The following is a 25,786-nucleotide window of genomic DNA, read 5'->3' on the forward strand; positions in this document are numbered from 1 at the left end:
GTGCTTCTCTCCTTGATCTGGAATGGTCGGTGGTTATTTGATGCAGACGGCACGCACCATCTTGATGTCGGTGACGCCGTCCAGGATCTTCTCGATGCCGTCCATTTTCAGGGTCAGCATCCCGTCCTCGAGCGCGGCCGCCAGCAGCTCGGCCACGCGCGCGTGCTCGGTCAGCAGGCGCTTGACGCGCTCACTGCCGATCATCAATTCATGCAGGCCGACGCGCCCGCGATAGCCCTTGGTGCACTCGGCGCAGCCCACCGCGCGGTACAACGTGAAGCGGCCGTCGGCGCCGCCGTGGCGCGCGCGCCAGCCGGCCAGCACGGCGGCGCGCGCGGCGGCCGGGTCGGCCGCGTAGGCCGCCTGGCCGCGCAATTCCTCGCAATACTCGTCGAGCAGCGCCTCCAGCTCGGCGCCGTCCGGCTGGTAGGGCTGGCGGCACGCCGTGCACAGGCGCCGCGCCAAGCGCTGTGCGAGGATGCCCAGCAGCGCGTCGGCAAAATTGAAGGGGTCCATGCCCATGTCGAGCAGGCGCACGACGGATTCCGGCGCGCTGTTCGTGTGCAAGGTCGAGAACACGAGGTGGCCCGTCAGCGATGCTTCGATGCCCGTGCTGACGGTCTCGCGGTCGCGCATCTCGCCGACCATGATCACGTCCGGATCGGCGCGCAGGAAGGCGCGCATGACGGACGCGAAGTCGAGGCCCGCCTTGCGGTTGACCTGCACCTGGCGCAGGCCCTTCTGCGTGATCTCGACGGGGTCTTCCGCCGTCCAGATCTTCGTCTCCGGCGTGTTCAGGTGCGCGAGGATCGAGTGCAACGTGGTCGTCTTGCCGGAGCCCGTTGGGCCGCACACGAAGAACAGGCCGTAGGGCTTGGACACCGTCGCCTTCAGGCGTTCCAGGTTGTGCGGCAGGACGCCCAGCTTGTCGAGCGGGATCGGCTCGCCGGCCTGCAGGATGCGCATGACGATGTCTTCGACGCCGCCGCTGGACGGAATCGTCGCGACGCGCAGCTCGATGTCGAGCGGCCCGTATTTGCGGAAGCGGATCTTGCCGTCCTGCGGCTTGCGCCGTTCCGAGATGTCGAGGTCGCACATGATCTTCACGCGCGCGACGAGGGCGTTGCGGTAGCTGGACGGAATCTCGATGTACGGCACCAGCACGCCGTCCTTGCGGAACCGTACGCCGGTCTTGCCGCGGCCCGGCTGCGGCTCGATGTGGATGTCGGACGCGCCCTGGCGGTAGGCGTCGACGATGATCCGGTTCAGGAGCTTGACGAGTTCGTTCTCGACGGCGGCCGAGACGTCGGCGCCCGCGTTGTCGCCTTCCGCATCGGAAGCGACGTCTTCGTCGAGGTGCGACAGCAGTTCGCCCACGCTCGTATCCTCGGCGACGGTGCCGCCGAAGAACTGGGCGACGGTGAGGCGCAGGTCGTGGCGCGTCGTCACGCGCCAGGCAATGCGCGGCCGGCTGAACACCTGGGCGGCGATACGGCTGGCGGCCACGCGTTCCGGGTCCAGCGCCATCAGCACGAGGCCGTCGGGGCCGTCCTCCAGCGGCAGCCAGCCCTGTTCCAGCGCGTACTGCGGCTTCAGGTTGCGCAGCAGCTCGACGGGTTTCACGCGTTCGGCGCGGAACGGTTCGTAAGGTACGCCGGCATGGTCGGACAGCGCCTGCCCGAGCTGGGCCGGCTTCAGGTGGAAGTCGCCCAGCAGCACGTCCTCGATGTCGGCGTCGCGCTCGCGCGCGAGGCGTGTGGCCTGTTCCAGTTCCTGCTGCGTGAGGAGGTTGCGCGTGACGAGGGCGTCGTAGCGGCCGCGCGGCAGCGGCGCGCGCAGGCGCTGGCCCAGCGCGACGGCCAGGGTCTCGCACAACTGCTTCAGGCCCTCGTGGTACGCGGCCGGGAACGGGCCGCCCGCGCGGTGGTTGATGAACTGGATGACGCCCAGCAGCGCGCCTTCCGTGTCGAGCAGCGGCGCGACGAGCATCTCGCGCGTGCGGTAGCCCGTGCGCTGGTCGACGCCGCGCTGGAAGCGCACGTTGGAGCCGAGGCGGCGCAGCTCGGCCTCGTCGTACACGTCGGCGATGTTGGCGGTCTGGCGCGACAGCGCGACGAAGCCGGCGATCGAGCCGGGCCCGATCGGCAGTTGCAGGTGGCGGATCGACGTGAGGCCCGTCTTGACCTTGGCGACGAGGGCGTCCTGCTCGGGCGTCACGACGTACAAGGTGAAGCGGTCGCAGTCGAACAGCTCGCAGAAGTCGCGGCCCAGGTCGAGCATGATCTGGTCCAGGTTGCGGGTCGCGTGGATCCGCGTCGTGATGGCCTGCACGCGGCGCTGGACGTCCAGGCGCCGCCCCGTCTCGTCATGCTGGCGCCGGTCGCCCTGGCGCCGTTCCACGAAATCGGCACTCATGTCAGCTCGACTTCCAGGCCTTCGTACGCCAGCGCCACGGTGAGACCGCCCAACCGGTCCTGCCAGCGTGCCAGCGCCTCCCCGAACACGGCTTCCAGGCTGGCGTCGGAACGGGTGGGCTCGTGGTGGGTGCAGTACAGGCTGCGCACGCCCGTCTTCAGCGCCAGCGCGATCGCGGCGTCGAACGTGCCGTGGCCCCAGCCCTGCTTGGACGGGTATTCTTCCACCGTGTACGAGCAGTCGGCGACGAGCGCGTCGACGCCTTCCACCGCCAGCTCGATCTCCCGCTCGCGCCGCGCGATCTCGCGCTGCGCGGCCGCGTGCTCCGCGCTGCCGGGGGCGTGCGGGTTGAAGAACGGCTCGTGGTCGCCCGTGAAGAACAGTGCGCGGCCGCCGCATTCGACGCGGTAGCCGAAGTTGGTGACGGGGTGGTTCATCGTGACGTTGTGCACGACGATGTCGCCGACGGCATGCGGCACGCCGGCTGCCAGCGTGCGGTATTCGATCGTGGCGTTCATGCGTTCCTCGCTGACGGGGAAGTAGCTGTCCTGCAGCTGCACGCCCATCACGTGCTCGATGCCGCGGCCCGTCGCGTCGTCGCGCGCGCCGTGCAGGCACACGCGCGTGCCGCTCACGAACAGCGGCGTGAACAGGGGCAGGCCGTGGATGTGGTCCCAGTGGCTGTGCGTGACGAAGATGTTGGCGTCCACTTCCGCGCCGTCTTGCGCGCGCCGGCGCATCAAGTCCTGGGCGAGCGCGTAGATGCCGGTGCCGGCGTCGAGCACGACGAGGGTGCCGTCGTCGCCGCGCACTTCGATGCACGTCGTGTTGCCGCCGTAGCGCACCGTCTGCGGCCCGGGGGACGGGATCGATCCGCGTACGCCCCAGAATCTGAATTTCATGACATCGCTCCTTGCTGCGCAGCCTCGTCGTCTGCGTTGTTCGCCCCGGTTGCGCCCGCACCGTTGCAATATATGTCAGATCATAGCGGCAATCTGTAACCGATTATCCGAATTTTGCATTTTCGCCGCAGCGTGTGTACAGCGCGGCGTAACACAGCTACACTGTTAAAAATTTCGGTCCGGAAATCCTTGTTTCTTTGCAAACATACCCGGACCCGCGGACAATGATCATGCAAGAGCTCACCCGGACCGACATCGTGGAGCGCCTCGACCTGCTCACGGAGGTCAGCGTCGCCCTGGGCGACGGCCACGACGACATCGACATCTTCCTCGACCGCATCCTCGAGGTCGCGAAGAGCATGACGAACGCCGACGGCGGCACGCTGTACCGGCCGAGCGCCGACGGGCGCAGCCTGTGCTTCCACATCTGGTTGAACGACACGCTGGGCATCCGCCAGGGCGGCACGAGCGGCAATCCGATCGACCTGCCGCCCATTCCACTGGTCGACGACGCCGGCGAGAAGAACCTCGCATCCGTCGCGGCCTATGCGGCCAACTTCCACCGGTCGGTGAACATCGCCGACGTGTATCGCGCGGACGTCTTCAATTTTTCCGGCATGCTGACGTTCGACGAGACGTTCGGCTACCGCTCGCAATCGAACCTGACGGTGCCGATGACGGACCACGAGGGGGAACTCGTCGGCGTGCTCCAGCTGATCAATGCGCGCGACCGCGAGACGGGCGCCATCCGCACCTTCTCCGACACGGACCAGCGCTTCATCGAGGCGCTGGCGGCGCAGGCGGCCGTGGCCCTCACGAACCAGCAGCTCGTGGTGCAGATGGAGCGGCTGCTGGAAGCCCTCGTCAACCTGATCAACATCGGCATCGACGAGAAATCGCCGTACACGGGGCGCCATTGCCAGTTCGTGCCCGAGCTGACGATGCTGCTGGCGGAGGCCGTGCACGAGACCGAGCGCGGCCCGATGGCGGACTTCCGCATGACGGATGCCGACCGCCGCGAGCTGTGGCTGGCCGGGCTGCTGCACGATTGCGGCAAGATCACGACGCCCGTGCACGTCGTCGACAAGGCGACCAAGCTGGAGACGATCTTCGACCGCATCCACATGATCGACACGCGCTTCGAGGTGCTGCTGCGCGACGCCGAGATCCGCGCGCTGCGGGCCCAGTGCGAAGAGGGCGCGGCCAGCGCGGCCATCGCCGCCGCGCTGGCCGCCGAACAGGCGCGCCTGCGCGCGGACCGCGAGTTCCTGCGCGGCGCGAACGTGGGCAGCGAAGGCATGTCGGAGGCCGACCAGGACCGCGTGCGCCGCATCGCCGCGTACCGCTGGACGGGGCCGGACGGCGTGCAAGCCGATTTCCTCGACGAGGACGAGGTGCGCAACCTGACGGTGCGCTTCGGTACGCTCAACGACGACGAACGCAAGATCATCAACAACCACATCGTCGTGACGATCCGCATGCTCGAATCGCTGCCGTGGCCGAAACACCTGAAGAACATCCCCGAATATGCGGGCGGCCACCACGAGCGCATGGACGGCAAGGGTTATCCGCGCGGCCTCACGCGCGAGCAGATGTCCGTGCAGGCGCGCGTGATGGCCATCGCCGACATTTTCGAGGCGCTGACGGCGCGCGACCGCCCGTACAAGAAAGGCAAGACGCTGTCGGAGTCGCTGCACATCCTCGGCAAGTTCGCCCTCAACGGCCACATCGACCCCGACCTGTTCGACATCTTCGTGCGCCAGAAGGTCTACCTGAAGTTCGCCCGCAAGAACCTCGATCCATCGCAGATCGACGCCGTCGACGAGGCGGCGATCCCGGGCTACCGGCCGTAACGCATGGGCCGCTTGCACAAGGCACGGAGCCGCTACGGCGCGCGCTGGGCGCTGGGCCTCGTGCTCACGCTCGCCGCGGCCCTGTACACGAACGGCACGTGGCACAGCCACGCCATCGAGCGCCAGGACACCCTCGTCGCCGACTTGCGCATGCGCCTGGAAGGGCCGGCGCCCGATCGGCGCATCGTCATCGTCGATATCGACCCGAAGAGCCTTGCCGCCGTCGGGCGCTTCCCGTGGAGCCGCGACGTGATGGCGCATCTCGTCGACCAGCTCGCGGGCCGCTACGGCGTGCGCGCGATCGGCTTCGACGTGTCGTTCCCCGAGCCGGACACGAGTTCCGGCTACGCCGTGCTGGAACGGCTCGCGCGCCGCGAACTCCACGACGTGCCGGAGATGGCAGCGAAGCTGGCGGCGCTGCGCCCGGAACTCGACTACGACGGCCGCTTCGCGCAGGCGCTGGCCGGGCGGCCCGTCGTGTTGGGCTATAACGTATCGCCGATCCTGGCCAAGGGCGTGCTGCCGCCACCCGCGTTCACCGTCGCCGACCTGGGCGGGCGCCAGCTCGACGCCTACCGCGCGCCCGGTTACGAAGCGAACATCGCGCGACTGCAGGCCGCGGCACGCGGCGCCGGCAGCTTCACCGTCGCGCCGGACGCGGACGGCGTCGTGCGCACCGTGCCGCTGCTGCAGCGGATCGGCACCGGCTACTATCCGTCGCTGGGCCTCGCGACGGCGGCCGTCTACCTGGGCGCGACCGCGATCCGTCCGGACTTCGGCGACGAAGCCGTCTCCGGCCAGGCTGGCGCCGCTGGCGCCGATGCCATCGTCCTCACGTCGCCGCAAGGGCGCCGCGCGATCCCCGTCGGCGACGGCCTGACGACGGTCGTGCAGTTCCGCGGCCCGGGCGGCCCGCAGGGCGGGACGTTCCGCTACGTGGCGGCCGTCGACGTGCTGCAGGGCAGGGTGCCCGCGCCCGTGCTGAAGGATGCCATCGTCCTCGTCGGCACGACGGCGCCCGGCCTGCAGGACCTGCGCTCGACGCCCGTCAACGGCGACTATCCGGGCGTGGAAGTGCACGCCAACGTGATCAAGTCGATCCTGGACGGGCGCTTCAAGTCGCGCCCGGACTACGCGACGGCGATCGAATTCTTCCAGGTGCTCGTCGCCGGCACGCTGCTCGCGCTGCTGCTGCCGGCGCTGGCGCCGCTGCCCGCCGTGCTGGCGTCCGGCGCCGTGTTCGCGGCCGTCGTCGGCTTCAACGGCTTCCTGTACCGCGAGATGGACTGGGCGGTCGACATGGTCATCTGCCTGCTGCTCGTCGCGCTGCTGTTCGTCGTGAACGTCGCGTGGGGCTATCTGTTCGAGTACCGCAAGGGCCGCGCGCTCGTGTCGCGCTTCGGCGAATACGTGGCGCCGGAACTGGTCGCGCAGATGGCCGAGAATCCGCAAGCCTACACGATGGAAGGCGAGAGCCGCGAGCTGTCCGTCATGTTCGTCGACGTGCGCGGCTTCACGACGATCTCGGAAGGCCTCGCGCCGAAGGCGCTGCGCGAGTACATCAACCGCTATCTGACGGCGATGTCGGAAGACATCCGCGCCAGCCACCAGGGCACGCTCGACAAGTACATCGGCGACGCCGTGATGGCGTTCTGGGGCGCGCCCGTTGCGTTTGCCGACCACGCCAGCCGCGCCGTCGCGACCGCGTTGCTGATGCAGGCCAGCGCCGCCCGGCTGGACGCCGAGTTCCGCCAGCGCGGCTGGCCGCCGCTCGCCATCGGCATCGGCGTCAATTCCGGCCTGATGCACGTGGGCGACATGGGGTCCGCGATCCGCCGCGCGTACACGGTGATGGGCGATGCCGTGAACCTCGCGTCGCGCCTGGAAGGCATCACGAAGGTGTATGGCGTCGGCGTCGTTGTGGGCGAAGCGACGCGGCTGGCGGCGCCGGATTTCGTCTACCGCGAGCTGGACCTCGTGCGCGTGAAGGGCAAGCACGCGCCGGTCGCCATCTACGAACCGCTGGGCCGGCCGGCCGACCTGGACGCCGCCGTGCTGGCGGAACTGGCCGCATGGGACGCGGCGCTGGCCCGCGTGCGTGCGCAGGACTGGGATGGCGCGGAACACGCCGTCGCCGCGCTGCGGGCGGCGCATCCCCGGCGGGCCCTGTACCTGCTCTACCTCGAGCGCATCGCGCGCTGGCGCGACGCCCCGCCCGGCGCCGGCTGGGACGGGGTGACGACGTTCGAGACGAAGTGACGCTGTGTCGGGCGCACAACGTCCCATTGTCGGGGTATTAACGATGCTGTCGGGAAGGCGTCGAGTACGTAACAATTTTTCTGTGAGGCAATGAAAATTGGGTACACTCGCGGAAATGCGTCATGCCGCACGCCCTGGCTTCCTTGGGCAGAACAATAACGAATTCGTCATGCAAAACACGAGATTACCCTTCGCACGCCTGGCACGCCTGGCACGCCTGGTCGCGGGCGCCGCGCTGGCCGCCGCCGCCGGCGCCGCCTGGGCCGACGATCCGATCCGGTTCGAGATCAGCCGCTTCGACGTGAGCGGCAACACGGTGCTGCCGGCCGCCGACGTGCAGGCCGCCGTCGCGCCGTACACGGGCGCCGGACGCGATTTCGGCGACGTCCAGCGCGCGCTGGAAGCCCTCGAGGCGCTCTACCGCGCGCGCGGCTACGACATGGTCACCGTGCAGTTGCCGGAACAGGAATTGAACGGCGGCGCCGTGCGCCTGAACGTCGTGCAGACGACCGTGCGCCAGGTCGAGGTGACGGGCAACCGCTGGTTCTCCGAAGCGAACGTGCGCGCCAGCCTGCCGACGATCGTTCCCGGCGCCACGCCGAACCTGGCGGCCGTGTCGCGCAACCTCAAGCTCGTCAACGAGAACCCCGCCAAGAAGATCAAGCTGACGCTGGCCGGCGCGGAAGGCGAGGGCGGCCAGGAAGCCGTCGATGCGCGGGTCCAGGTCACGGACGAGCGGCCGTGGAAGGTCATGCTCAACGTCGACAACACGGGCACCGAGTCCACCGGCAAGACCCACGCAGGCGTGCTGCTGCAGCATGCCGACCTGTGGGGCCGCGACCACGTGGGCACCTTGCAGTACACGACGACGGCCGAGCGCCCGGACCGCGTGGCCGTGTGGGCCGCCGGCTACCACGTCCCGCTATACGCCCTGGGCGATTCGCTCGACCTGTTCGCGAGCTATTCCGACGTCGATTCGGGCGCCATCAACGCGGGCCTGTTCAACCTCGCCGTGAGCGGCAAGGGCACGGTCTATGGCGCGCGCTACAACCAGGTGCTCGCGAAGCGGGGCAACCTGGAGGGCCGGCTGGTGTACGGCATCGACGTCAAGGCCTACCGCAACAGCGTCATGTTCGGCACCCAGGACTTCGGCAACGACGTCACCGTGCGCCCCGTGAGCATCGGCTACGCGGGCACCCGGGCGACGGCGGACGGCCAGGCCGACTTTACTGTCGCGCTGCTGCAGAACGTGGCGGGCGGCTCGCGCGGCGGTGCCGCGGACTTCGCGGCCGTGCGCAGCGGCGCAAAGGCCGGCTACCGCATGGTGCGCTTCGCGGCGTCGTTCGCGAACCTGCTTCCGGGCGACTGGCAGACGCGCGTCCTGCTGAACGGCCAGTGGACGCACGACGCGCTCGTGCCGGGCGAGCAGTTCGGCGCGGGCGGCGCGACGACCGTGCGCGGCTTCGGCGAACGCGACCTCGCGACGGACACGGGCGTCGTGGCGAACGTGGAACTGTACACGCCCGACCTGTGCGGCCGCGCGGGCTGGCAATGCCGCCTGCTCGGCTTCTACGACACCGCGTGGGGCGAGCGCAACCACGCACTGCCGGGCGAGCTGCACCACGCCGCGATCTCCAGCACGGGCCTGGGCCTGCGCTTCGCGCTGGGCGGCTCGGCCAGCGTACAGCTCGACTACGGCCACGGCATGCACGCGGGCGACGTGAACGCGACCAGCAGGAACAAGCTCCACGTGCGCGTGGCGCTGGCGTATTGAGGACGACTCCATGATTTCATCGACACTCGTTTCGACCCGGCGCCGCCTCGGCGCGCTGCTGGTGGCGGCATGCTGGTGCGGCGCGGCCGGCGCCGCACCCACGTTGCCCAAGGTGGCGGCGGGCCAGGCGACCTTTTCGCAGCAGGGCACCGTGTTCACGATCACGAACACGCCGGGCACCATCATCAACTGGCAGACCTTTTCGATCGACGCCGGCGAGACCACCCAGTTCATCCAGCAGAGCGCCGACAGCGCGGTGCTGAACCGCGTGCTGGGCCAGGACCCGACGAAAATCCTCGGTGCGCTGCAAAGCAACGGCAAGGTCTTCCTGATCAATCCGAACGGCATCCTGTTCGGGCAGGGATCGCGCGTGGACGTGAACGGCCTCGTGGCGTCGTCGCTGAACATCACCGACGCCGATTTCATCGCCGGGAACAAGACCTTCCAGGCCGGCGCTGGCGCGATCGCCGGCACCGTGCGCAACGAAGGCTCGATCACGACGCCGAAGGGCGGCCAGGTCTTCCTGATCGCGCCGGACGTGGAAAACGCGGGTGTCATCACGACGCCGAAGGGCGACGTGGTCCTCGCGGCCGGCAACAGCGTGCAGCTCGTGGACTCGTCCGACCCCGACCTGCGGGTCGAGATATCGGCTCCAGGGAACCAGGCGCTGAACCTGGGCCAGGTGATCGCCCAGGGCGGCCGCATCGGCATCTACGGGGCCCTCGTCAACCAGCGCGGCACCGCGAACGCGGACAGCGCCGCGATGGGCGAAAACGGCCGCATCGTGCTGAAGGCCAGCGGTGCCGTCACGCTCGATGCCGCCAGCGTCACCAGCGCCGGCGGCGGCAATACGGCGGATGGCGGCACGGTCAAGGTGCTGGGCGAACAGGTGGCCGTCGTCAAGGGCGCGGGCATCGACGCCAGCGGCCGCAATGGCGGCACGGTGCTCGTCGGCGACGATGGCCAGCCCGACGGCAAGCATGCGCAGACCACGAACGTCGAATCCGGCTCCTCCATCCATGCCGACGGCAACGCCGGCAACGGCGGCAAGGTGGCACTGGCGGCCGACAGCGACACGAAGGCCCACGGCACGGTGTCCGCACGCGGCACCGCCCAGGGCGGCAAGGTGAACACGTCGGGCTACGCAGTCGACGTCGACGGTATCGCGGTCGACGCGTCCGGCGACAAAGGCAGGAACGGCACGTGGCAGCTCGCGCCGTACGACATCGAAGTCGTCGCGGGCGGCACGGCCGGCGCGGGCGACGTCGTCGCGGGCGCGCAGTCCGCAATGGGGAGTGTCACGCGCGTGGCACCTGGCACGCTGACGGCGGCCGGCACGGACGTCCTGTTGCAGGCGCAGCACGACCTCACTGTCACGGACGCGCTGGACGCGGCGGGCAGCGTGCGTGCGCAAGCGGGCAACAACATCTACGTCAATGCGCAGGTGAGCGCCGGCGGCGACCTCGATTTCCGCGCAGGGAATGCGTTCCTGCTCGGCGCCGGCGGCACCCTCAAGACGGGCAACCACATCGGCATCGGCGCGAACCAGATCACCCTGGCGGGCAATATCGTGGGCAACGGCCAGCTGCCGACGCTGTCGCTGCTGTCGGCCGACCCGTACCGCGCGATCAGCATCGGCACGGACAAGGACAGCGCCGGCACCCTCGTGCTCGACGCGGACGCGCTGCAGCGCCTGAGCAAGAACCTCGCCACGATCCAGGTGGGCGACGGCGGCCACCAGGCTGCCGTGACGGTCGACGGCGCGCTGAACGCCGCGTCGGACGTCGTGCTGGCGAATGCCGGCGACATCCGCGTGCGCGCCCCGGTGGACCTGTCCGCGAGCGCGGCCAGCCAGTTCACCATCAACCAATATGCCGTCGGCGGCATCGTCGACGTCGAAGCGGCGCTGACGGCATCGAAGTCCATTCTGCTGCAGGGCGACCGCCTGACGGTGGCCGCGGCCGTGACGGCGCCCGCCGTGGGCCTGATGCCGAACAGCCAGGCCGCGCACGTGAGCCTCGGCGGCGGTGACGGTTTCGTGCTCGACCAGGCCGCACTGGGTTACGTCAAGGCGACGGATTTCACCGTCGGCGGCCTGGCGCAAAGCACGGGCGGCATCGACGTCGTCGGCCCCATCGCGCTCGCGGGCGCGGGCACGTCCATGGTTTTCCGGCTCGACGCGGGCGCCGGCGTATTGAACGTGAAGGCGCCGCTGACCACGTCCGGCACGCTGGCGCTCGGGTCCACGGCGGGCATCTACGAGACGGGTGACGGCGCCGTCGGCGCGAACGCCCTCGTGGTGCGCGGCGGCCAGGTCGTCCTCACGGGCGCCAACAAGATCGGTATGCTCGCGGGCACCACGGACGCCGACCTGTTCCACGTGACGACGGCGGGCGACCTCCGCTTCGGCACGGTCGACGGCCTGTCCGGCGTCGTCGCGCCCAACGCCAGCATGCAATTCGTCAGCGGTGGCGCCGTGACGTTCGACGCGGGCCTTGGCGGTGCCGTCGCCACAGTGGATGCGGCCGGTATCTACGGCAATGGCCTGCTGCGCGTGGGCACGTTGTCGCTGACGTCCAGCGCCGGCATCGGCACGGCGGACAATCCGCTCAAGACGCAAGCCGGCACGCTGCTGGCGTATAACCAGGGCGCGGGCGGCCAGCCGATCAACGTCGCCAACATGGGGCCCCTGACGGTCGTGCGCGCCGTGCAGGATGGCGCCGGCAACACGGGTGCCATTTCGATCGACAGCATCGGCGGCATGACGGTGCCCGTGTACGAGAGCGGCGACGCCGTGAAGGCCGCCAGCGGCGAAGTGCGCACGGCGAGCGGCGACATCAGCCTGACGACCCACAGCCCCCTCACCATCAACGGCCGCGTGACGACGACGAGCGGCAACGTGCGCCTGCTCGCGGACAATGGAGGCGCATTGACGATCACGCCCGGTGCGCGCGTCGCGACGGACACCGGCAGCGTCAGCATGACGGGCGGTTCGACCCAGATCGCGGCCGACAGCGTCGCCGTGTCCAGCCCCGACAAGCTGCTGGTGAACGGCGCGCCGGTTGCGCCCCCGACGCTGGACGCATGCCTCGCCAACCGCGCGGCCCCGGGCTGCGCGCCCGTGCTGGCGGCCGCCGTCCAGGCGTGCGTGACCGATCCGGCCGGCGCGCGCTGCGGCGAGATCCTGCCGACTTACGATATGTGCGCGGCGAATCCCGCGACGGCCGGCTGCGCGCCCGTGGTCCAGGCACACGACGCCATCACCGCGTGCATGGCCGATCCGGCTGCGCCGGGCTGCGGGACGATCCTGCCGCCGCTGGATAAATGCCGCGCGGACGCCGGTGTCTATGGCTGCAAGGCCGTGCTGGCGGCCGCCGCGTTCGACGCGTGCGTCGCAAATCCGACCGGCGCGGGCTGCGCCGGCATCCTGCCGCCGCTGGACGTGTGCAAGGCCACGCCGACGCTCGCAGGCTGCGCGCAGGTGCTGGCGCTGGGCTTCACGGCCTGCCTCGCGACTCCGCACGACCCCTCGTGCACCGGCATCCTGCCCACGCTGACGCAATGCCAGGGCAACACGAAGTTGCCGGGCTGCGACGTCGTACTACCGACGCTGACCCAGTGCATCGGCAGTCCGGGCCTGCAAGGCTGCGACGTGCGCCTGCCCAGCCTTGCGGCGTGCGCCGCCGCGCCGAGTACGGCCGGCTGCGAGGCCGTGCTGCCGACGGCGGCGTTCTGCACGACGCATCCGGGCGACGCCACCTGCGTCACGTTCAGCGGCAGCACTGCCGGCAAGGACACGGCCGCGCCGGTGGCGCAGGCCGTGCAGACGACGGTCCAACTCATCAACACGGCCACCCCCGCCCCGGCCGTCACGGCTTCCGGCGCGGGCGACGGCGGCACGACAGACGGGAAGGTCGGCGAACGCGTCGCGACCGCGGCGCAAGCGGAACATACGGGAGTCAAGAATGAAAAACCTGCGGCGAAACTGTACTGCAATTGAGGCGCTGGCCCGCGCGCTCGTCTGCGGCGCGCTGCTGCTGGCAACGGGCGCCGCGTGGGCGGGGCAGGTCGTGGGCGTCGTCGCGCACCTGAGCGGGCCGTTGATGGACCGCAAGGCCGACGGCACCGTCAAGGTGCTGGCCGCGCAGTCCGAGGTCGAAAACGGCGACACGCTCGTCACGGAGCGGAACACGTACGCGCAGATCCGCTTCGTCGACCACGGCGAGATCACGCTGCGCCCGGGCACGACCTTCAGGATCGAGAACTATGCGTACGACGCGGACAAGCCGGACGGCGACAGCGCCGCGTTCAGCCTCCTGAAGGGCGGACTGCGCTCGATCACGGGCCTGCTGGGCAAGCGCAACAAGGAAAAGTTCTCGCTGAAGACACCGACCGCCACCATCGGCATCCGCGGCACGACGTTCATCGCGCAGTGGGTCGACGGTGCGGCCGGCGTGCCGTCCGCGCCATCGTCCGTGCCGTCGCCCGCGCCGTCATCGGCCGCTCCCGTGCCCCCGCTGGCGCCCGGCCTGCACGTGGCCGTGCAGGAGGGGATGATCGTCGTGACGAACGCGGGCGGTGCGCAAAACTTCCCGGCCGGGCAGTTCGGCTTCGTGCCGAACCTGCACCAGCCACCCATCGTCGTGCCGCAGAATCCGGGCCTGAAATTCGCGCCGCCGCCGTCGTTCGCGGCCAACGTCCCCGGACCGGTCGCGTCGCAGGGCGCGGCGGCGCAGCAGGGTGGCACGGACTGCATCGTGCGCTGAGCGGCGACGAGCGAAAAAAAGCCTGTGCACCTCGCGGTGCACAGGCTTTTTGTTAGCGTCGTTCCGGTTATCTTCGGCTCAGCGGCGTTACAGCACGTCGCTCGCGTGGTCGGCCAGGCGCGAACGCTCGCCGCGCGCGAGGGTCACGTGGCCGCCGTGGCTCCAGCCCTTGAAGCGGTCGACGACGTACGTCAGGCCGCTCGAGCCTTCCGTCAGGTACGGCGTGTCGATCTGCGCGATGTTGCCGAGGCAGAGGATCTTCGTGCCGGGGCCCGCGCGCGTGACGAGCGTCTTCATCTGCTTCGGCGTCAGGTTCTGCGCCTCGTCGATGATGAGGAACTTGTTCACGAACGTGCGGCCGCGCATGAAGTTCAGCGACTTGATCTTGATGCGCGAGCGGATCAGGTCTTGCGTCGCCGCGCGGCCCCAGTCGCCGGCGTCGCCGTCGGACTTCATCAGCACTTCCAGGTTGTCGTCGAACGCGCCCATCCACGGCGACATCTTTTCTTCTTCCGTACCGGGCAGGAAGCCGATGTCTTCGCCGACGGGCACCGTCACGCGCGTGACGATGATCTCGTTGTAGACCTTCGTCTCCAGCACCTGTGCGAGGCCCGCGGCCAGCGCCAGCAGCGTCTTGCCCGTGCCGGCCTGGCCGAGCAGGGTGATGAAGTCGATGTCCGGGTTCATCAGGAGGTTCAGCGCGAAGTTCTGCTCGCGGTTGCGCGCCGTGATGCCCCAGACGTTGTTCTTGTTGCTGGAGTAGTCGCGCAGGGTCTGCAGCACCGCGGTCTTGCCGTTGATCTGCTTGACCTGGGCGTACAGCGGCGCCTCGCCGTTCTGCGGTTCCAGGAACACGAACTGGTTCACGAGCAGCGAGGGAATCAGCGGACCCGTCACGCGGTAGAACGTGGACGAGTAGCCGCCCTTGATCTCCTGCCACGACTCCACGCCCTTGCCGTGCTTCGTCCAGAAGTCGTCCGGCAGCTGGACGATGCCCGAGTACAGCAGGTCGGTGTCTTCCAGCACATGGTCGTTGAAGTAATCTTCGGCGGCGAGGCCCAGCGCGCGCGCCTTGATGCGCATGTTGATGTCCTTCGACACCAGCACGATGGCGCGGCCCGGCTGCTCCGCTTCCAGCGCGCGCACGACACCGAGGATCTGGTTGTCGGCCTTGCCGGACGGGAGGCCCTCGGGCAGCGCGGCGCCGTTCAGGCGCGTCTGGAAGTGCAGGCGGCCCTTCGCATCCTTGTTGCCCAGCTTCGCGAGCGGGATGCCGTTCTCGATGGCCTCGTCGTCGACGTTCGCAATCAGGGCATCCAAGGTGCGCGAGACCTGGCGCGCGTTGCGCGCGACTTCCGACATGCCCTTCTTGTGGTTGTCGAGTTCTTCCAGGGTCATCATCGGCAGGTAGACGTCGTGCTCCTCGAAGCGGAACAGCGACGTCGGGTCGTGCATCAGCACGTTCGTATCGAGCACGAACACCTTCGTGGCACCCGCCGTGTCGGCCTTGCGGCTCGCCGGCGACTTGACGTTGACTTCCACCGGCTTGTGCTTGGCCGGATGCGGTTCGTTCATGTCCGACTCGCGCAGCTTGGCGGCGGTGCCCGGCTTCGCGGCCTTGCCCGCGATCTTGCCCGGCCTTGCAGGCTTTTCGGCGCGTGCGGTGACGGGCGCAGCGGCCGGCGCGGCTGCTGCTGCCGGCTTCTCTTCGCGCGCGGGCGCTTCGGCCAGCAGCGCGGCCTTCGACTTGCGTGCCTTCGTCGTCTTGGGCGCCGGCACGGCCGGGCCACTGATCAGGTCTTCGACCGGGTCGTTCTCCGCCTTCGCGGCTGCGCGGACAGGCGATTTGCCCGGTTCGGCCCTGGGGTAATCTTTGGCCAGCAGGATGGTTGCCGGCTTGGTGGGGAGTTTAGGCAGTGGCATCAGGTTCTCAATCCAGAAAAAAAGTCGGAAAAACGCTCCGCGCGGCGCTGGCGCGCCGCCGGGCGGACAGATGCAACTGGGGGAAGCTGCGAGGCGCCGCCGGGCCCGGACGGGGGCCCTGGCCGGCAGCCAGATTGGAATGATGCGGTGAGGTAAAACAGTGACTCAAAATAGGCGAACGCTCGGCTAAAGGTTTGTCGAAACCATCGCCAGCCCGCTTATCAAGGCTGGCCGTTTAGGAAATCCAGCACTTCTTGGACGTGATCATTGACTTTCACGCCACGCCATTCTTTCACCAACTTACCGTCAGCGTCAATGACAAACGTACTGCGCTCGACCCCCCGCACTTTTTTACCGTACATATTCTTCATCTTCATGACGTCGAACCGGTTGCACACGGTTTCGTCCGGATCGGAGATGAGGTCGAACGGCAGTCCCAGCTTCGTCTTGAAGCCTTCGTGCGAGCGCAGCGAATCGCGGCTGATGCCGTAGATCGCCGTGTCCAGCGCGTTGAACTCGTCGTAGCGGTCGCGGAAGTTCATCGCTTCCGTCGTGCAGCCGGGCGTATTGTCCTTGGGATAGAAGTACAGCACCGTGTAGCGGGCGGGGCGGCCGTTCAGCTCGAAGGTCTGCTCGCCCGTCATCGGCGCGCTGAAGTTGGCGATCACGTCGTCGACCGCGGGCGCGGCGGCGCCTGGTGCGGATGCGGGTGCTGCGGTTGGGCTTTCGGCCACGGTTTTCTCCTGTCTCGCGGCCTGGCGCCGCGTCTTACTTCAGCGTATCGAGGATGACCAGCTCGCCTGATCGCCCCGGCAATTCGCCCCACTGGACCGGATGCTCGGGCAGCGGCTGCGCTTCCTGTTTTATCTTCTCATAATAGTCCGCCATCGAGGCAAGTTGGTAACCTTGGGCTTTCCAACCTGACAATAGCTGCTCGAATATGGGGGCGAGTTTCTGTCCTTCAAGCTCCGCGTGCAAGGTGTACACGTGGTCGCGCTGCGGATTCGCCGTCAGCTTCAGGATGTGCGCGGCGATATTGTGTTCGTCGATGACGGTGCCGTCGATCTCGCGGCCCAGCAGTTCGTCCAGCGTCGGCAGCGTGGTCGGCATCTGGATGTGCGCCAGGCCCCGGTAGCGGTACGGGCCCGCGTGCGGGTCGGCCAGCGAGCCGTCGTCGCGCAGTTGCGCGCGGCTGTCCGACGCGTAGCGGTAGCCGACGGCATCGTGACGGGCGAACGCGTGCGCGTTCATCTGCCAGCCGGCCGCGCCGAACGTGTGCGGCGCCTCGCCGAACACTTGCGCGTAGCGCTGCTCGCTCTTCTGCATGATGCGGTCGGTCCACGCGGCGTCGCGGCCGCGCACGTTGTCCTGCCACCAGACGTGGTCCCACGTGTGGATGCCGCATTCGAAGCCGGCGTCGCGCGCGGCGCGCATCTCGGCCGCCCCTTTCGCGCCGATGTCGGGGCCGGGCAGCAGCACGCCGTACATCAGCGTCTTGAAGCCGTAGTGCTCCACGACCGAGGTGCGCGACACTTTCTGGAAGAAGCCCGGGCGCAGCGCGCGCCGCATCGCCCATCCCGTGTGGTCGGGCCCCAGCGAAAACAGGAACGTCGCGCCGGCCCCGTGCGCGGTCAGCATGCGCACGAGGTTCGGCACGCCTTCGCGCGTGCCGCGGTAGGTGTCGACGTCGATCTTGAGGACGAGCAGCGGTGCCAAGGCGTGTCCTTCTTTAATCGACGAGGGCTTGCGCAGCCGCGACCTGGCCGCGGTAGGCGTCGAAGATGTGGCGCAGTGCGTCCGCCATCGACACGGTCGGCGCCCAGCCCAGGTCGTTCTTCGTGTTCTCGATCTTCGGCACGCGGTTCTGCACGTCCTGGTAGCCGGTGCCGTAGTAGGCGCCCGAGCTGGTCTCGACGATCTTCACCTTCTGCGCGCCGGCCGCGTATTCGGGGTATTCCGCCGCGAGCTTCATCATCATGTCGGCCAGTTCGCGGATCGAGTAGTTGTTGACCGGGTTGCCGATGTTGTAGATCTGGCCGGTCGCTTTGCCGTCCTTGTTCTCGATGATCTTCATCAGCGCCGAGATGCCGTCGTCGACGTACGTGAACGCGCGCTTCTGGTGGCCGCCGTCGACGAGCTGGATCGTCTCGCCGCGCACGATGTGGCCGAAGAATTGCGTCAGCACGCGCGAGCTGCCTTCCTTCGGCGTGTGGATGGAGTCGAGGCCGGCGCCGATCCAGTTGAACGGGCGGAACAAGGTGAAATTCAGGCCTTCCATGCCGTAGCCCCAGATCACGCGGTCCATCAGCTGCTTGGCGCAGGCGTAGATCCAGCGCGGCTTGTTGATCGGGCCGTAGACCAGTTCCGAGTTCTCCGGATCGAATTCCGCGTCGCGGCTCATGCCGTAGACTTCCGACGTCGACGGGAAGATCAGGTGCTTCTTGTACTTGGCGGCCGAACGGACGATCGGCAGGTTCGCCTCGAAGTCCAGTTCGAAGACGCGCAGCGGCTCCTTCACGTACGTCGACGGCGTCGCGATGGCGACCAGCGGCAGGATCACGTCGCACTTCTTGACGTGGTACTCGACCCATTCCGTGTTGATCGTGATGTCGCCTTCGAAGAAGTGCATCCGCGAATTGTCCAGCAGGTGCGCGATGCGGTCGGACGACATGTCCATGCCATACACTTCCCAATCGGTCGTCTCGAGGATGCGCTTGGACAGGTGGTGGCCGATGAAACCGTTGACGCCGAGGATGAGGACTTTTTTCATGTTGGGTTTTCCTGGAGTTGTGCCCGCAGTTCGGCAGGGGAGATGTGCAGGCCGTCGGCCAGCAGGCTGTGGATGACGAGCGCGCGGCCGTCGCCGCAGACGCCGAGGATGGCATTATCCACGACGGCCAGTCCCGGCGGGAGGCCATGCACATTACCGTTGAAGAGGCGGGCGCGTTCGATCACGTAGCGGCGCGGGCCCACGTCCGTGAAGGCGCCGGGGTACGGCGGCGCGACGGCGCGGTGCAGGTTGTAGACGTCTTGCGCGGGCTTGCTCCAGTCGATGCGGCCGTCTTCCGGCTTGCGGCCGCCGAAGTAGCCGCCCTGCGTCAGGTCGTTCGGGATGCGCGGCGCCGTGCCCGCGAGCAGGCCTGGCAGCACGTTGTACAGCGCCAGCTCCGCCGCGACCGTCACCTTGCCGAACACTTCGAACGCCGTGTCGTCCGGCAGGATCGGGACGGCCTGCTGCGCGACGATGGCGCCGGCGTCCGGCTTCACCGTCATCTCGTGCAGCGTGGCACCCGTTTCCTTCGCGCCGTGCAGCACGGCCCAGTTGGTGGGGGCGCGACCGCGGTAGGCGGGCAGCAGCGAGCCGTGCATGTTGTACGCGGGCGCGACGTCGAGGATCGCCTGCGGCAGCATGTGGCGGAAATAAAAGCTGAACATCAGGTCCGGCTGGACGGCCTGGATGGCGGCCAGCAGGTCGGCGCCTTTCGCGTCGTCGGGCGTGAGGTACGGGATGCCTTCCGTCTCGCACAGCGAGAGGACGGATTCGAACCAGATGTTTTCCGTGGCGCTGTCCTGGTGCGTGATGACGAGGGCGACGTCGACGCCGCCGGCCAGCAGCACCTTCAGGCAGCGCACGCCCACGTTGTGGTAGGCGAAGACGACTGCGCGTTTGCGGGGTTGGGTCATGTTCTTTGGGCCGTGACGGCGTGATGGTGTTGCGCCGCCTGGGCCGGCAAGGCCCGGCGGCATGGGGAAATCAGCGACCGACCTGGCGCTTCTCGAGCGCGTTCACTTCCGCCATGTCGGGCGGCACGCCTTGCAGGATCGTGGCGACGACGTAGCGCGGCCGCGCGCGCACCTGCTGGTAGATGCGGCCCACGTACTCGCCCACGAGGCCGATGCCGAACAGGATCACGCCCATGAAGAAGAACGCGATCGCGAACAAGGTGAACACGCCCTCGGCCTCGGCGCCGAGCAGGAATCTGCGCACGACGAGCACGATCACCAGCAGCGCGGACAGCAGCGCCAAGGTCATGCCCAGCAGCGAGAACATCTGCAGCGGCACGAGCGAGAAGCCGGTCATCAGGTCGAAGTTCAGGCGAATGAGGCTGTACAGCGAATACTTCGATTCGCCGGCCGCGCGTTCCTCGTGTTCGACGACGATCTCCGTCGGCTTGCGCGCGAACTTGTACGCGAGCGCCGGCACGAAGGTGTTCACTTCGCCGCACTGGTTCACGAGGTCGATCACGTTGCGGCCGTAGGCGCGCAGCATGTTGCCCTGGTCCGTGATGTGGATGTTCGTGATGCGCTCGCGCACGCGGTTCATCGCCTTCGACGCCACCGTGCGCCACGCGGAATCCTGGCGCTTGCGGCGGATCGAGCCCACGTAGTCGTAGCCCTCGCGCATCTTGGCGATCAGCTTGTGGATCTCTTCCGGCGGGTTCTGCAGGTCGGCGTCCAGGGTGATCACGATCTGGCCGTGCGTCTGCTCGAAGCCCGCGAGGATCGCCATGTGCTGGCCGTAGTTGCCGTTGAAGAGGACGACGCGCGTCACGTCCGGACGCTTGCGGTACTGTTCCGCGAGGATCGCGACGGAGTTGTCGCGGCTGCCGTCGTTGACGAAGATGACTTCGTACGGCAGGCCCAGTTCGTCCATCGCCGGGTACAGGCGCGCGAACAGGTTCGCGAGGCCCGCTTCCTCGTTATAGACCGGAATGACGACGGAGATTTCCGGCTTCATCATCGATACCCCCGTCATTTGGCCAGCACCGCTTTGACTGCGCCCACGGCCCGCTCGACGTCCGCGATGGTCATCGCATTGAACATCGGCAGCGTGACGGTCAGGCGGCCGATCTTTTCGGCGACGGGGAACATCCCCTCCTTGAAGCCGCGCTCGCGGTAGAGGGTGAACAGGTGGATCGGCGCGTAGTGGTAGCCGGTGCCGACGTTGTGTTCCTTCTGCATGCGCGTCATGAAGTCGGCGCGGGTGCCGGGGCCGTTGTCCGGCAGGATGATCTGGAACAGGTGCCAGTTGCTCGTGCCGAAGGCCTGGATCGGCAACTGCGCGCCGGTCTGCGCTTCGAAGGCGGGACCGAAGCAGTCGAAGTAGTGGCGCGCCAGCGCGGCGCGGTGCGCCGTGAGCTTCTCCAGGTTCTTCATCTGGCCCAGGCCGATGGTGGCCATGATGTCGCTCATATTGTATTTGCCGCCCAGGACGTCGACGTCGATGCCGTCCACGCCGCTGCGCGTCACGCCCTGCAGCCGGTATTTCTCGGCCAGGCGCGCCTCTTCGAGGTTGTTCAGCACGAGGCAGCCGCCTTCGCCCGTCGTGATGTTCTTGTTGGCCTGGAAGCTGAACGAGGCGAAGTCGCCGAACGAGCCGATGCGCTTGCCGTTCCACTGCGAGCCGATGGCTTGCGCGGCGTCCTCGACGACGCGCAGCTTGTGCTTGTCGGCGATGGCGTACAGCCGGTCCATGTCCATCGGGAGGCCGGACAGGTAGACGGGGATGATCGCCTTCGTACGCGGCGTGATCGCGGCTTCCAGCTTGTCCAGGTCCATGTTGCGCGTGACGGGATCGATGTCGGCGAAGACCGGGGTCGCGCCCACTTCGATGATCACGTTGGCGGTGGCGGGCCACGAGATCGGCGTCGTGATCACTTCGTCGCCGGCGCCCACGCCCGCGATGCGCAGTGCGATCTCCATCGTGCAGGTACCCGAATTGAAGGTGCGCACGGGACGGCCGCCGAAATACTCGGACAGCAGCGCCTCGAATGCCTGGTTCTTCGGTCCGGTCGTGATCCAGCCGGAGCGCAGCACCTCGCCGACGGCGGTGATGGTGTCTTCGTCGATGGTGGGCCGGGAAAAGGGCAGGAAGGGCAGCTCGGCAGTCATGGGAGGCTCGTTATTCTCTCGGTAAGGACGTCGTTCGCGACAAGCCGTCGTGCGGCCTGCCAGCGTGTTCAATTGTTAACGCGGGCAAAGCCCGCATTGTAGCAGCGCATTGCGCGCCGCCGTATTACGTTCTCGCCAGCAACACGACGCCGACGATGATGACGCCGATGGCGGCGAGGCGCTGCGGCGATACGGCCTCGCCCAGGAACATCCACGCGCCGAACGCCGACACGACATAGCCCAGCGACAACATCGGGTACGCGATCGTCACGTCCGTGCGCGACAGGCCGATGATCCACACGATGAGCGAGATGCCGTAGCACGCGAGGCCGCCCAGCACGGGCAAGGTGGTGAAGACCTTGACGAGGGTCTGGAACCATGTGGACATGGTGAGATGGATGGCGCCGCCGAGGGCGTTCGTGCCCGCTTTCAGCAGGATCTGGGCACAGGCGTTCAGCAGGACGCCGGAAATGATGAAGGCAAACGTGGTCAGGTTCATGGGACGTGATCAAAGAGTCGCGATGACGGTGCGGCGCGCATCCGCCGCGACGATGCGCAGGGGGACGCCCTGGCGTTTCAGCTCGGCCGCGATCTCGGGGCGGGTGATCGCCACCGCGCGGCGGCCGGCCGCCGCGTCGGCGCGCCACTTCGCGACGAACGCGGGAATGTCCGCGATCGCGAGTTCCGGCTGCTGCTGCAGGCCGAAGTCGAATTCGTCGCGGTAGTCGACGAGGACGACGGGGCGGCGCAGGTAGAACGTCAGCGACTGTTCGTAGATGCCGACCGAATAGACGTTCACGGCCGGATTGGCGGCACCCGCGGCCTTCAACGCCGGCAGCAGGTTGACGCCGGCGCGCACCTGGCCGATCGGCTCGAAGCCGACGAGCATCAGCTCCGTGCCGGCGAACCCGGCGACGGCCAGCACGACGACGAACAGGTCGCGCAGCATCTGGCGCGCGTACAGCGTGGCGAGGCAGCCGCCGATCAGCAGCACGAGGCCGGCCGCCAGCACCCACGGCTGGTACGCCGCGTACAGCACGTTCTCGCCCGCATGCTTGGCCAGCTTCTGCATGAACGGGACGGTGACGAGCAGCGCGATGCCCATCAGCGCCGTGATGCCGGCCGTGACCATGCGGCCGCGGCGCGTGCCGCCGTCCAGGTAGTGCGCGACGAGCAGCGCGACGCCGGGGAACACGGGCAGGATGTAGCCGGGCAGCTTGGAATTCGACTTCGTGAAGAACAGGACGATGAACGCGACCCACACGAGCAGCATCAGGCGCGGACGGAAGGTACCCGTCTCGCCGTTGCGGCGCGCGCCCGCGACCAGGCTTTGCACGAGCACGCCGAGCCACGGCACGCTGCCGGCGGCCAGCAGGGCGAAGAAGACCCACCATGCCGCTTCGCGGTGGTGTTCCTTTTTCAGGAAGCGGTCGAAGTGTTCGTGGATGAAGAAGAAGTGCGGCTGTTCCGGATTCTTCATCCCGACCAGCACGAACCACGGCGTCGCGATGGCGAAGAACAGGATCAGCCCCTTGACGAGGTGCAGGCGCTTCCAGATGGCCCAGTCGCGCGAGACGAGCGTGTAGACGACGAGCACGCCGCCCGGCAGCATCAGGCCGATGAGGCCCTTGGCCAGCACCGACAGCGCCATGCCGGCCCAGCACGCAAGCATCCAGTTGCGCCGCTCCGCGTCCGACGCGCCGTCGCGCTGGGCGACGAGGAGGGCGCACAGCGCGAGGGTCATCATGCCGGACAGGCCCATGTCGAGCGAATCGATCTGGCTGCACGCGACCCAGTAGAACGAGGAACCCAGCACGAGCGCGGCGTAGAAGCCGATGCGCGCGCCGAACACGCGCGTGCCCGCGTAGCCGGTCAGCACGACGCCGAACAGGCCGCACAGGCCCGTCCACAGGCGCGCCTGCCAGTCGCCGAGGCCGAACAGGGTGAACGACAGGGCGTTCATCCACGTCTGCAGCGGGGGTTTTTCGAAATACTTGATGCCGTTCAGGCGCGTCGTGACCCAGTCGCCGCTGGCGAACATCTCGCGCGCCATCTCGGCGTAGCGGCCTTCGTCGGGCGGCACGAGCGTGCGCGCGCCCAGTACGTACAGCAGGACGATGGCAAACGCGATCAGCAGGGTCCAGGTGAAGGTCTTGTTGCGGTGCAGGTCGTTCATTCGGCCTTCGCGCCCTCGTCTTGGGTGTCGATGATCAGGGCGAGCGTGACCTTGCGGCCTTCGCCCATCAGGATGTTGTAGGTGCGGCAGGCGGCATGGCTGTCCATGCTCTCGACGCCGATGCGCAAGGCCGACAGGCTCGCCACGAGGCGCGGATGGACGAAACGCTGGCGCTCGCCCGTGCCGAGGATGACGACGTCGGGCTTGTCCGCGGCGATGGCTTCGAAATGTTCCGTTTTCAAGTCTTCGAAGCGCGAGACGGGCCATGCGCGCGGCGTCACTTCGGGCATCACGAGCACGCTGTAGTCGAAGCGCTGCGCGTTGATCTCGACGCCGGACCGGTCGTAGCCGGTGACCGTCTGGTATTTTTCGGTGCTGCTGGAATGGAGCTTCATGATGGAGAGCCGGGAGTGACAGGCACAGGGCGCGTATTGTAACTGTTTTCCATGACATGCCAGCAATGGCGGGTTGCTTAATCCGGGCCGTTTGGGCAGAATGAAGTTTTTCGCATTGCAACAACGCGCTACCGCTCAGGCTGCATAACAGGCATTTTTCCGCAGCCATTATTTCCAAGGTGATATTTTGCGACCGATTCTGAAATCCAACAAGCTCGACGACGTCTGCTACGAGATCCGTGGTCCGGCGCTGCAGATCGCGCGCCAGATGGAAGAAGATGGCCACAAGATCATCAAGCTGAACATCGGCAACCTGGCCGTGTTCGGCTTCGATCCGCCGGACGAGATCGTTCAGGACATGATCCGCAATATGCACGGCTCGGCCGGCTACACGGATTCCAAGGGCATGTTTGCACCGCGCAAAGCGATCATGCACTACACCCAGGAAAAGAACATCCGCGGCGTCACCATCGACGACATCTACCTGGGCAACGGCGCCTCCGAACTGATCGTGATGGGCATGCAGGGCCTCTTGAACAGCGGCGACGAAGTGCTCGTGCCCGCGCCCGACTATCCGCTGTGGACGGCGGCCGTCAGCCTGGCCGGCGGCAACCCGGTGCACTATGTCTGCGACGAACAGGCCGGCTGGCTGCCCGACATCGACGACATGCGCAAGAAGATCACGCCGAACACGCGCGCGATCGTCGTCATCAACCCGAACAACCCGACTGGCGCGCTGTATTCGCGCGACGTGCTGCTGGAAATCGTCGAACTGGCGCGCCAGCACCAGCTGATCATCTACGCCGACGAAATCTACGACAAGACCTTGTACGACGGCGAAGAGCACACGTCGATCGCCTCGCTGGCCGACGACGTCCTGTTCGTCACGCTGAACGGCCTGTCGAAGAACTACCGCTCGTGCGGCTACCGTGCCGGCTGGATGGTCCTCTCGGGCGAAAAACGCCATGCGAAGGACTATATCGAAGGCCTGAACATGCTCGCGTCGATGCGCCTGTGCGCGAATGCGCCGGGCCAGTTCGCGATCCAGACTGCCCTCGGCGGCCACCAGAGCATTGCGCACCTCGTGGCCCCCGGCGGCCGCCTCGCACGCCAGCGCGACCTGGCTCACCAACTCCTGACCGATATCCCGGGCGTTACCTGCGTCAAGCCAAAAGCTGCGCTGTACATGTTCCCGCGCCTCGACCCGAAGATCTACCCGATCGCCGATGACCAGCAATTTATCTGTGAGCTGCTGTCCGAGGAAAAAGTCCTGCTGGTGCAAGGCACCGGCTTCAACTGGAAGACGCCGGACCATTTCCGCCTGGTCTTCCTCCCCAATTCCGACGACCTGACGGACGCGTGCACCCGTATCGCGCGCTTCCTCGACGGCTACCGGCGCCGCCACGCGCGCTGAGAACGACAGACAGCAGA

The 25,786-nt window shown here is 67.6% G+C and carries 18 protein-coding genes; 6 read left to right on the plus strand and 12 right to left on the minus strand.

The window, feature by feature from the left end; all coding sequences use genetic code 11:
- Positions 1 to 33 precede the first annotated feature (33 nt).
- Together HAV22_RS19795 and HAV22_RS19800 are read right to left on the minus strand one after the other, a co-directional pair.
- A complete protein-coding gene (locus HAV22_RS19795) occupies positions 34 to 2,415 on the minus strand; it encodes a GspE/PulE family protein (RefSeq protein WP_166861484.1) in 2,382 nt (793 codons plus the stop codon).
- Positions 2,412 to 3,317, minus strand: a complete 906-nt coding sequence (locus tag HAV22_RS19800) for an MBL fold metallo-hydrolase (RefSeq protein ID WP_166861485.1) — start codon at positions 3,315 to 3,317, stop codon at positions 2,412 to 2,414. The genes HAV22_RS19795 and HAV22_RS19800 overlap by 4 nt, the downstream gene beginning before the upstream one ends.
- Before the next feature lie 230 nt (positions 3,318 to 3,547).
- On the opposite strand from HAV22_RS19800, the gene HAV22_RS19805 reads away from it, so the two are divergent.
- The 5 genes from HAV22_RS19805 to HAV22_RS19825 all read left to right on the plus strand — a co-directional run bounded on the left by HAV22_RS19805 (position 3,548) and on the right by HAV22_RS19825 (position 13,969).
- A complete protein-coding gene (locus tag HAV22_RS19805) occupies positions 3,548 to 5,170 on the plus strand; it encodes an HD domain-containing phosphohydrolase (protein ID WP_166861486.1) in 1,623 nt (540 codons plus the stop codon).
- A gap of 3 nt (positions 5,171 to 5,173) precedes the next feature.
- On the plus strand, positions 5,174 to 7,429 hold the full coding sequence (locus HAV22_RS19810; protein ID WP_166861487.1) for a CHASE2 domain-containing protein: 2,256 nt from the start codon (positions 5,174 to 5,176) through the stop codon (positions 7,427 to 7,429).
- A gap of 169 nt (positions 7,430 to 7,598) precedes the next feature.
- Positions 7,599 to 9,203: a ShlB/FhaC/HecB family hemolysin secretion/activation protein gene (locus HAV22_RS19815; protein ID WP_166861488.1), complete on the plus strand. Its 1,605-nt coding sequence runs from the start codon at positions 7,599 to 7,601 to the stop codon at positions 9,201 to 9,203.
- 10 nt (positions 9,204 to 9,213) lie between these two features.
- Positions 9,214 to 13,203, plus strand: a complete 3,990-nt coding sequence (locus HAV22_RS19820; RefSeq protein WP_166861489.1) for a two-partner secretion domain-containing protein — start codon at positions 9,214 to 9,216, stop codon at positions 13,201 to 13,203.
- A complete protein-coding gene (locus HAV22_RS19825) occupies positions 13,169 to 13,969 on the plus strand; it encodes a FecR family protein (protein WP_166861490.1) in 801 nt (266 codons plus the stop codon). Before HAV22_RS19820 ends, HAV22_RS19825 begins: the two co-directional genes overlap by 35 nt.
- An 87-nt stretch (positions 13,970 to 14,056) precedes the next feature.
- Here the strand turns inward: HAV22_RS19825 and HAV22_RS19830 are convergent, their stop codons facing one another.
- The 10 genes from HAV22_RS19830 to HAV22_RS19875 all read right to left on the minus strand — a co-directional run bounded on the left by HAV22_RS19830 (position 14,057) and on the right by HAV22_RS19875 (position 24,355).
- On the minus strand, positions 14,057 to 15,892 hold the full coding sequence (locus HAV22_RS19830) for a PhoH family protein (RefSeq protein WP_166861491.1): 1,836 nt from the start codon (positions 15,890 to 15,892) through the stop codon (positions 14,057 to 14,059).
- A 221-nt stretch (positions 15,893 to 16,113) separates the two neighbouring features.
- Positions 16,114 to 16,557 carry a peroxiredoxin gene (locus tag HAV22_RS19835; RefSeq protein WP_166861591.1) on the minus strand — a complete coding sequence of 148 codons (444 nt, stop codon included), beginning with the start codon at positions 16,555 to 16,557 and terminating at the stop codon, positions 16,114 to 16,116.
- Between the two features lie 103 nt (positions 16,558 to 16,660).
- Positions 16,661 to 17,608, minus strand: a complete 948-nt coding sequence (locus HAV22_RS19840) for a polysaccharide deacetylase family protein (protein ID WP_229421325.1) — start codon at positions 17,606 to 17,608, stop codon at positions 16,661 to 16,663.
- 13 nt (positions 17,609 to 17,621) lie between these two features.
- The gene (locus HAV22_RS19845; RefSeq protein WP_166861492.1) at positions 17,622 to 18,662 is read right to left on the minus strand and encodes a bifunctional UDP-4-keto-pentose/UDP-xylose synthase; all 1,041 of its coding nucleotides are present in this window, start codon (positions 18,660 to 18,662) and stop codon (positions 17,622 to 17,624) included.
- Positions 18,659 to 19,576, minus strand: a complete 918-nt coding sequence (locus HAV22_RS19850; protein WP_166861493.1) for a formyltransferase — start codon at positions 19,574 to 19,576, stop codon at positions 18,659 to 18,661. The genes HAV22_RS19845 and HAV22_RS19850 overlap by 4 nt, the downstream gene beginning before the upstream one ends.
- 70 nt (positions 19,577 to 19,646) lie before the next feature.
- Positions 19,647 to 20,630, minus strand: a complete 984-nt coding sequence (locus HAV22_RS19855; protein WP_166861593.1) for a glycosyltransferase — start codon at positions 20,628 to 20,630, stop codon at positions 19,647 to 19,649.
- A 14-nt stretch (positions 20,631 to 20,644) separates the two neighbouring features.
- Positions 20,645 to 21,784 carry a DegT/DnrJ/EryC1/StrS family aminotransferase gene (locus tag HAV22_RS19860; protein ID WP_166861494.1) on the minus strand — a complete coding sequence of 380 codons (1,140 nt, stop codon included), beginning with the start codon at positions 21,782 to 21,784 and terminating at the stop codon, positions 20,645 to 20,647.
- Between the two features lie 124 nt (positions 21,785 to 21,908).
- Complete coding sequence (locus tag HAV22_RS19865; RefSeq protein ID WP_166861495.1) at positions 21,909 to 22,283, minus strand: DMT family transporter; 375 nt, start codon at positions 22,281 to 22,283, stop codon at positions 21,909 to 21,911.
- A 9-nt stretch (positions 22,284 to 22,292) separates the two neighbouring features.
- The gene (locus HAV22_RS19870) at positions 22,293 to 23,960 is read right to left on the minus strand and encodes a glycosyltransferase family 39 protein (protein WP_166861496.1); all 1,668 of its coding nucleotides are present in this window, start codon (positions 23,958 to 23,960) and stop codon (positions 22,293 to 22,295) included.
- Positions 23,957 to 24,355, minus strand: a complete 399-nt coding sequence (locus HAV22_RS19875; RefSeq protein WP_166861497.1) for an Mth938-like domain-containing protein — start codon at positions 24,353 to 24,355, stop codon at positions 23,957 to 23,959. Before HAV22_RS19875 ends, HAV22_RS19870 begins: the two co-directional genes overlap by 4 nt.
- A gap of 187 nt (positions 24,356 to 24,542) precedes the next feature.
- Between HAV22_RS19875 and HAV22_RS19880 the strand changes: the two genes are divergently transcribed.
- The gene (locus HAV22_RS19880; protein WP_166861498.1) at positions 24,543 to 25,769 is read left to right on the plus strand and encodes a pyridoxal phosphate-dependent aminotransferase; all 1,227 of its coding nucleotides are present in this window, start codon (positions 24,543 to 24,545) and stop codon (positions 25,767 to 25,769) included.
- The last annotated feature ends 17 nt before the right edge of the window (positions 25,770 to 25,786 follow it).

The sequence above is a fragment of the Telluria antibiotica genome, from assembly GCF_011682055.1.
GTDB classification, from domain to species: Bacteria; Pseudomonadota; Gammaproteobacteria; order Burkholderiales; family Burkholderiaceae_D; genus Telluria; species Telluria antibiotica.

Coding starts and splice junctions, on each gene's coding strand:
- HAV22_RS19810 (WP_166861487.1), top strand. CDS start 5,174: ATGGGCCGCTTGCACAAGGCACGGAGCCGCTACGGCGCGCGCTGGGCG.
- HAV22_RS19795 (WP_166861484.1), bottom strand. CDS start 2,415: ATGAGTGCCGATTTCGTGGAACGGCGCCAGGGCGACCGGCGCCAGCAT.
- HAV22_RS19830 (WP_166861491.1), bottom strand. CDS start 15,892: ATGCCACTGCCTAAACTCCCCACCAAGCCGGCAACCATCCTGCTGGCC.
- HAV22_RS19870 (WP_166861496.1), bottom strand. CDS start 23,960: ATGAACGACCTGCACCGCAACAAGACCTTCACCTGGACCCTGCTGATC.
- HAV22_RS19815 (WP_166861488.1), top strand. CDS start 7,599: ATGCAAAACACGAGATTACCCTTCGCACGCCTGGCACGCCTGGCACGC.
- HAV22_RS19820 (WP_166861489.1), top strand. CDS start 9,214: ATGATTTCATCGACACTCGTTTCGACCCGGCGCCGCCTCGGCGCGCTG.
- HAV22_RS19875 (WP_166861497.1), bottom strand. CDS start 24,355: ATGAAGCTCCATTCCAGCAGCACCGAAAAATACCAGACGGTCACCGGC.
- HAV22_RS19855 (WP_166861593.1), bottom strand. CDS start 20,630: ATGAAGCCGGAAATCTCCGTCGTCATTCCGGTCTATAACGAGGAAGCG.
- HAV22_RS19865 (WP_166861495.1), bottom strand. CDS start 22,283: ATGAACCTGACCACGTTTGCCTTCATCATTTCCGGCGTCCTGCTGAAC.
- HAV22_RS19860 (WP_166861494.1), bottom strand. CDS start 21,784: ATGACTGCCGAGCTGCCCTTCCTGCCCTTTTCCCGGCCCACCATCGAC.
- HAV22_RS19805 (WP_166861486.1), top strand. CDS start 3,548: ATGCAAGAGCTCACCCGGACCGACATCGTGGAGCGCCTCGACCTGCTC.
- HAV22_RS19845 (WP_166861492.1), bottom strand. CDS start 18,662: ATGAAAAAAGTCCTCATCCTCGGCGTCAACGGTTTCATCGGCCACCAC.
- HAV22_RS19850 (WP_166861493.1), bottom strand. CDS start 19,576: ATGACCCAACCCCGCAAACGCGCAGTCGTCTTCGCCTACCACAACGTG.
- HAV22_RS19825 (WP_166861490.1), top strand. CDS start 13,169: ATGAAAAACCTGCGGCGAAACTGTACTGCAATTGAGGCGCTGGCCCGC.
- HAV22_RS19800 (WP_166861485.1), bottom strand. CDS start 3,317: ATGAAATTCAGATTCTGGGGCGTACGCGGATCGATCCCGTCCCCCGGG.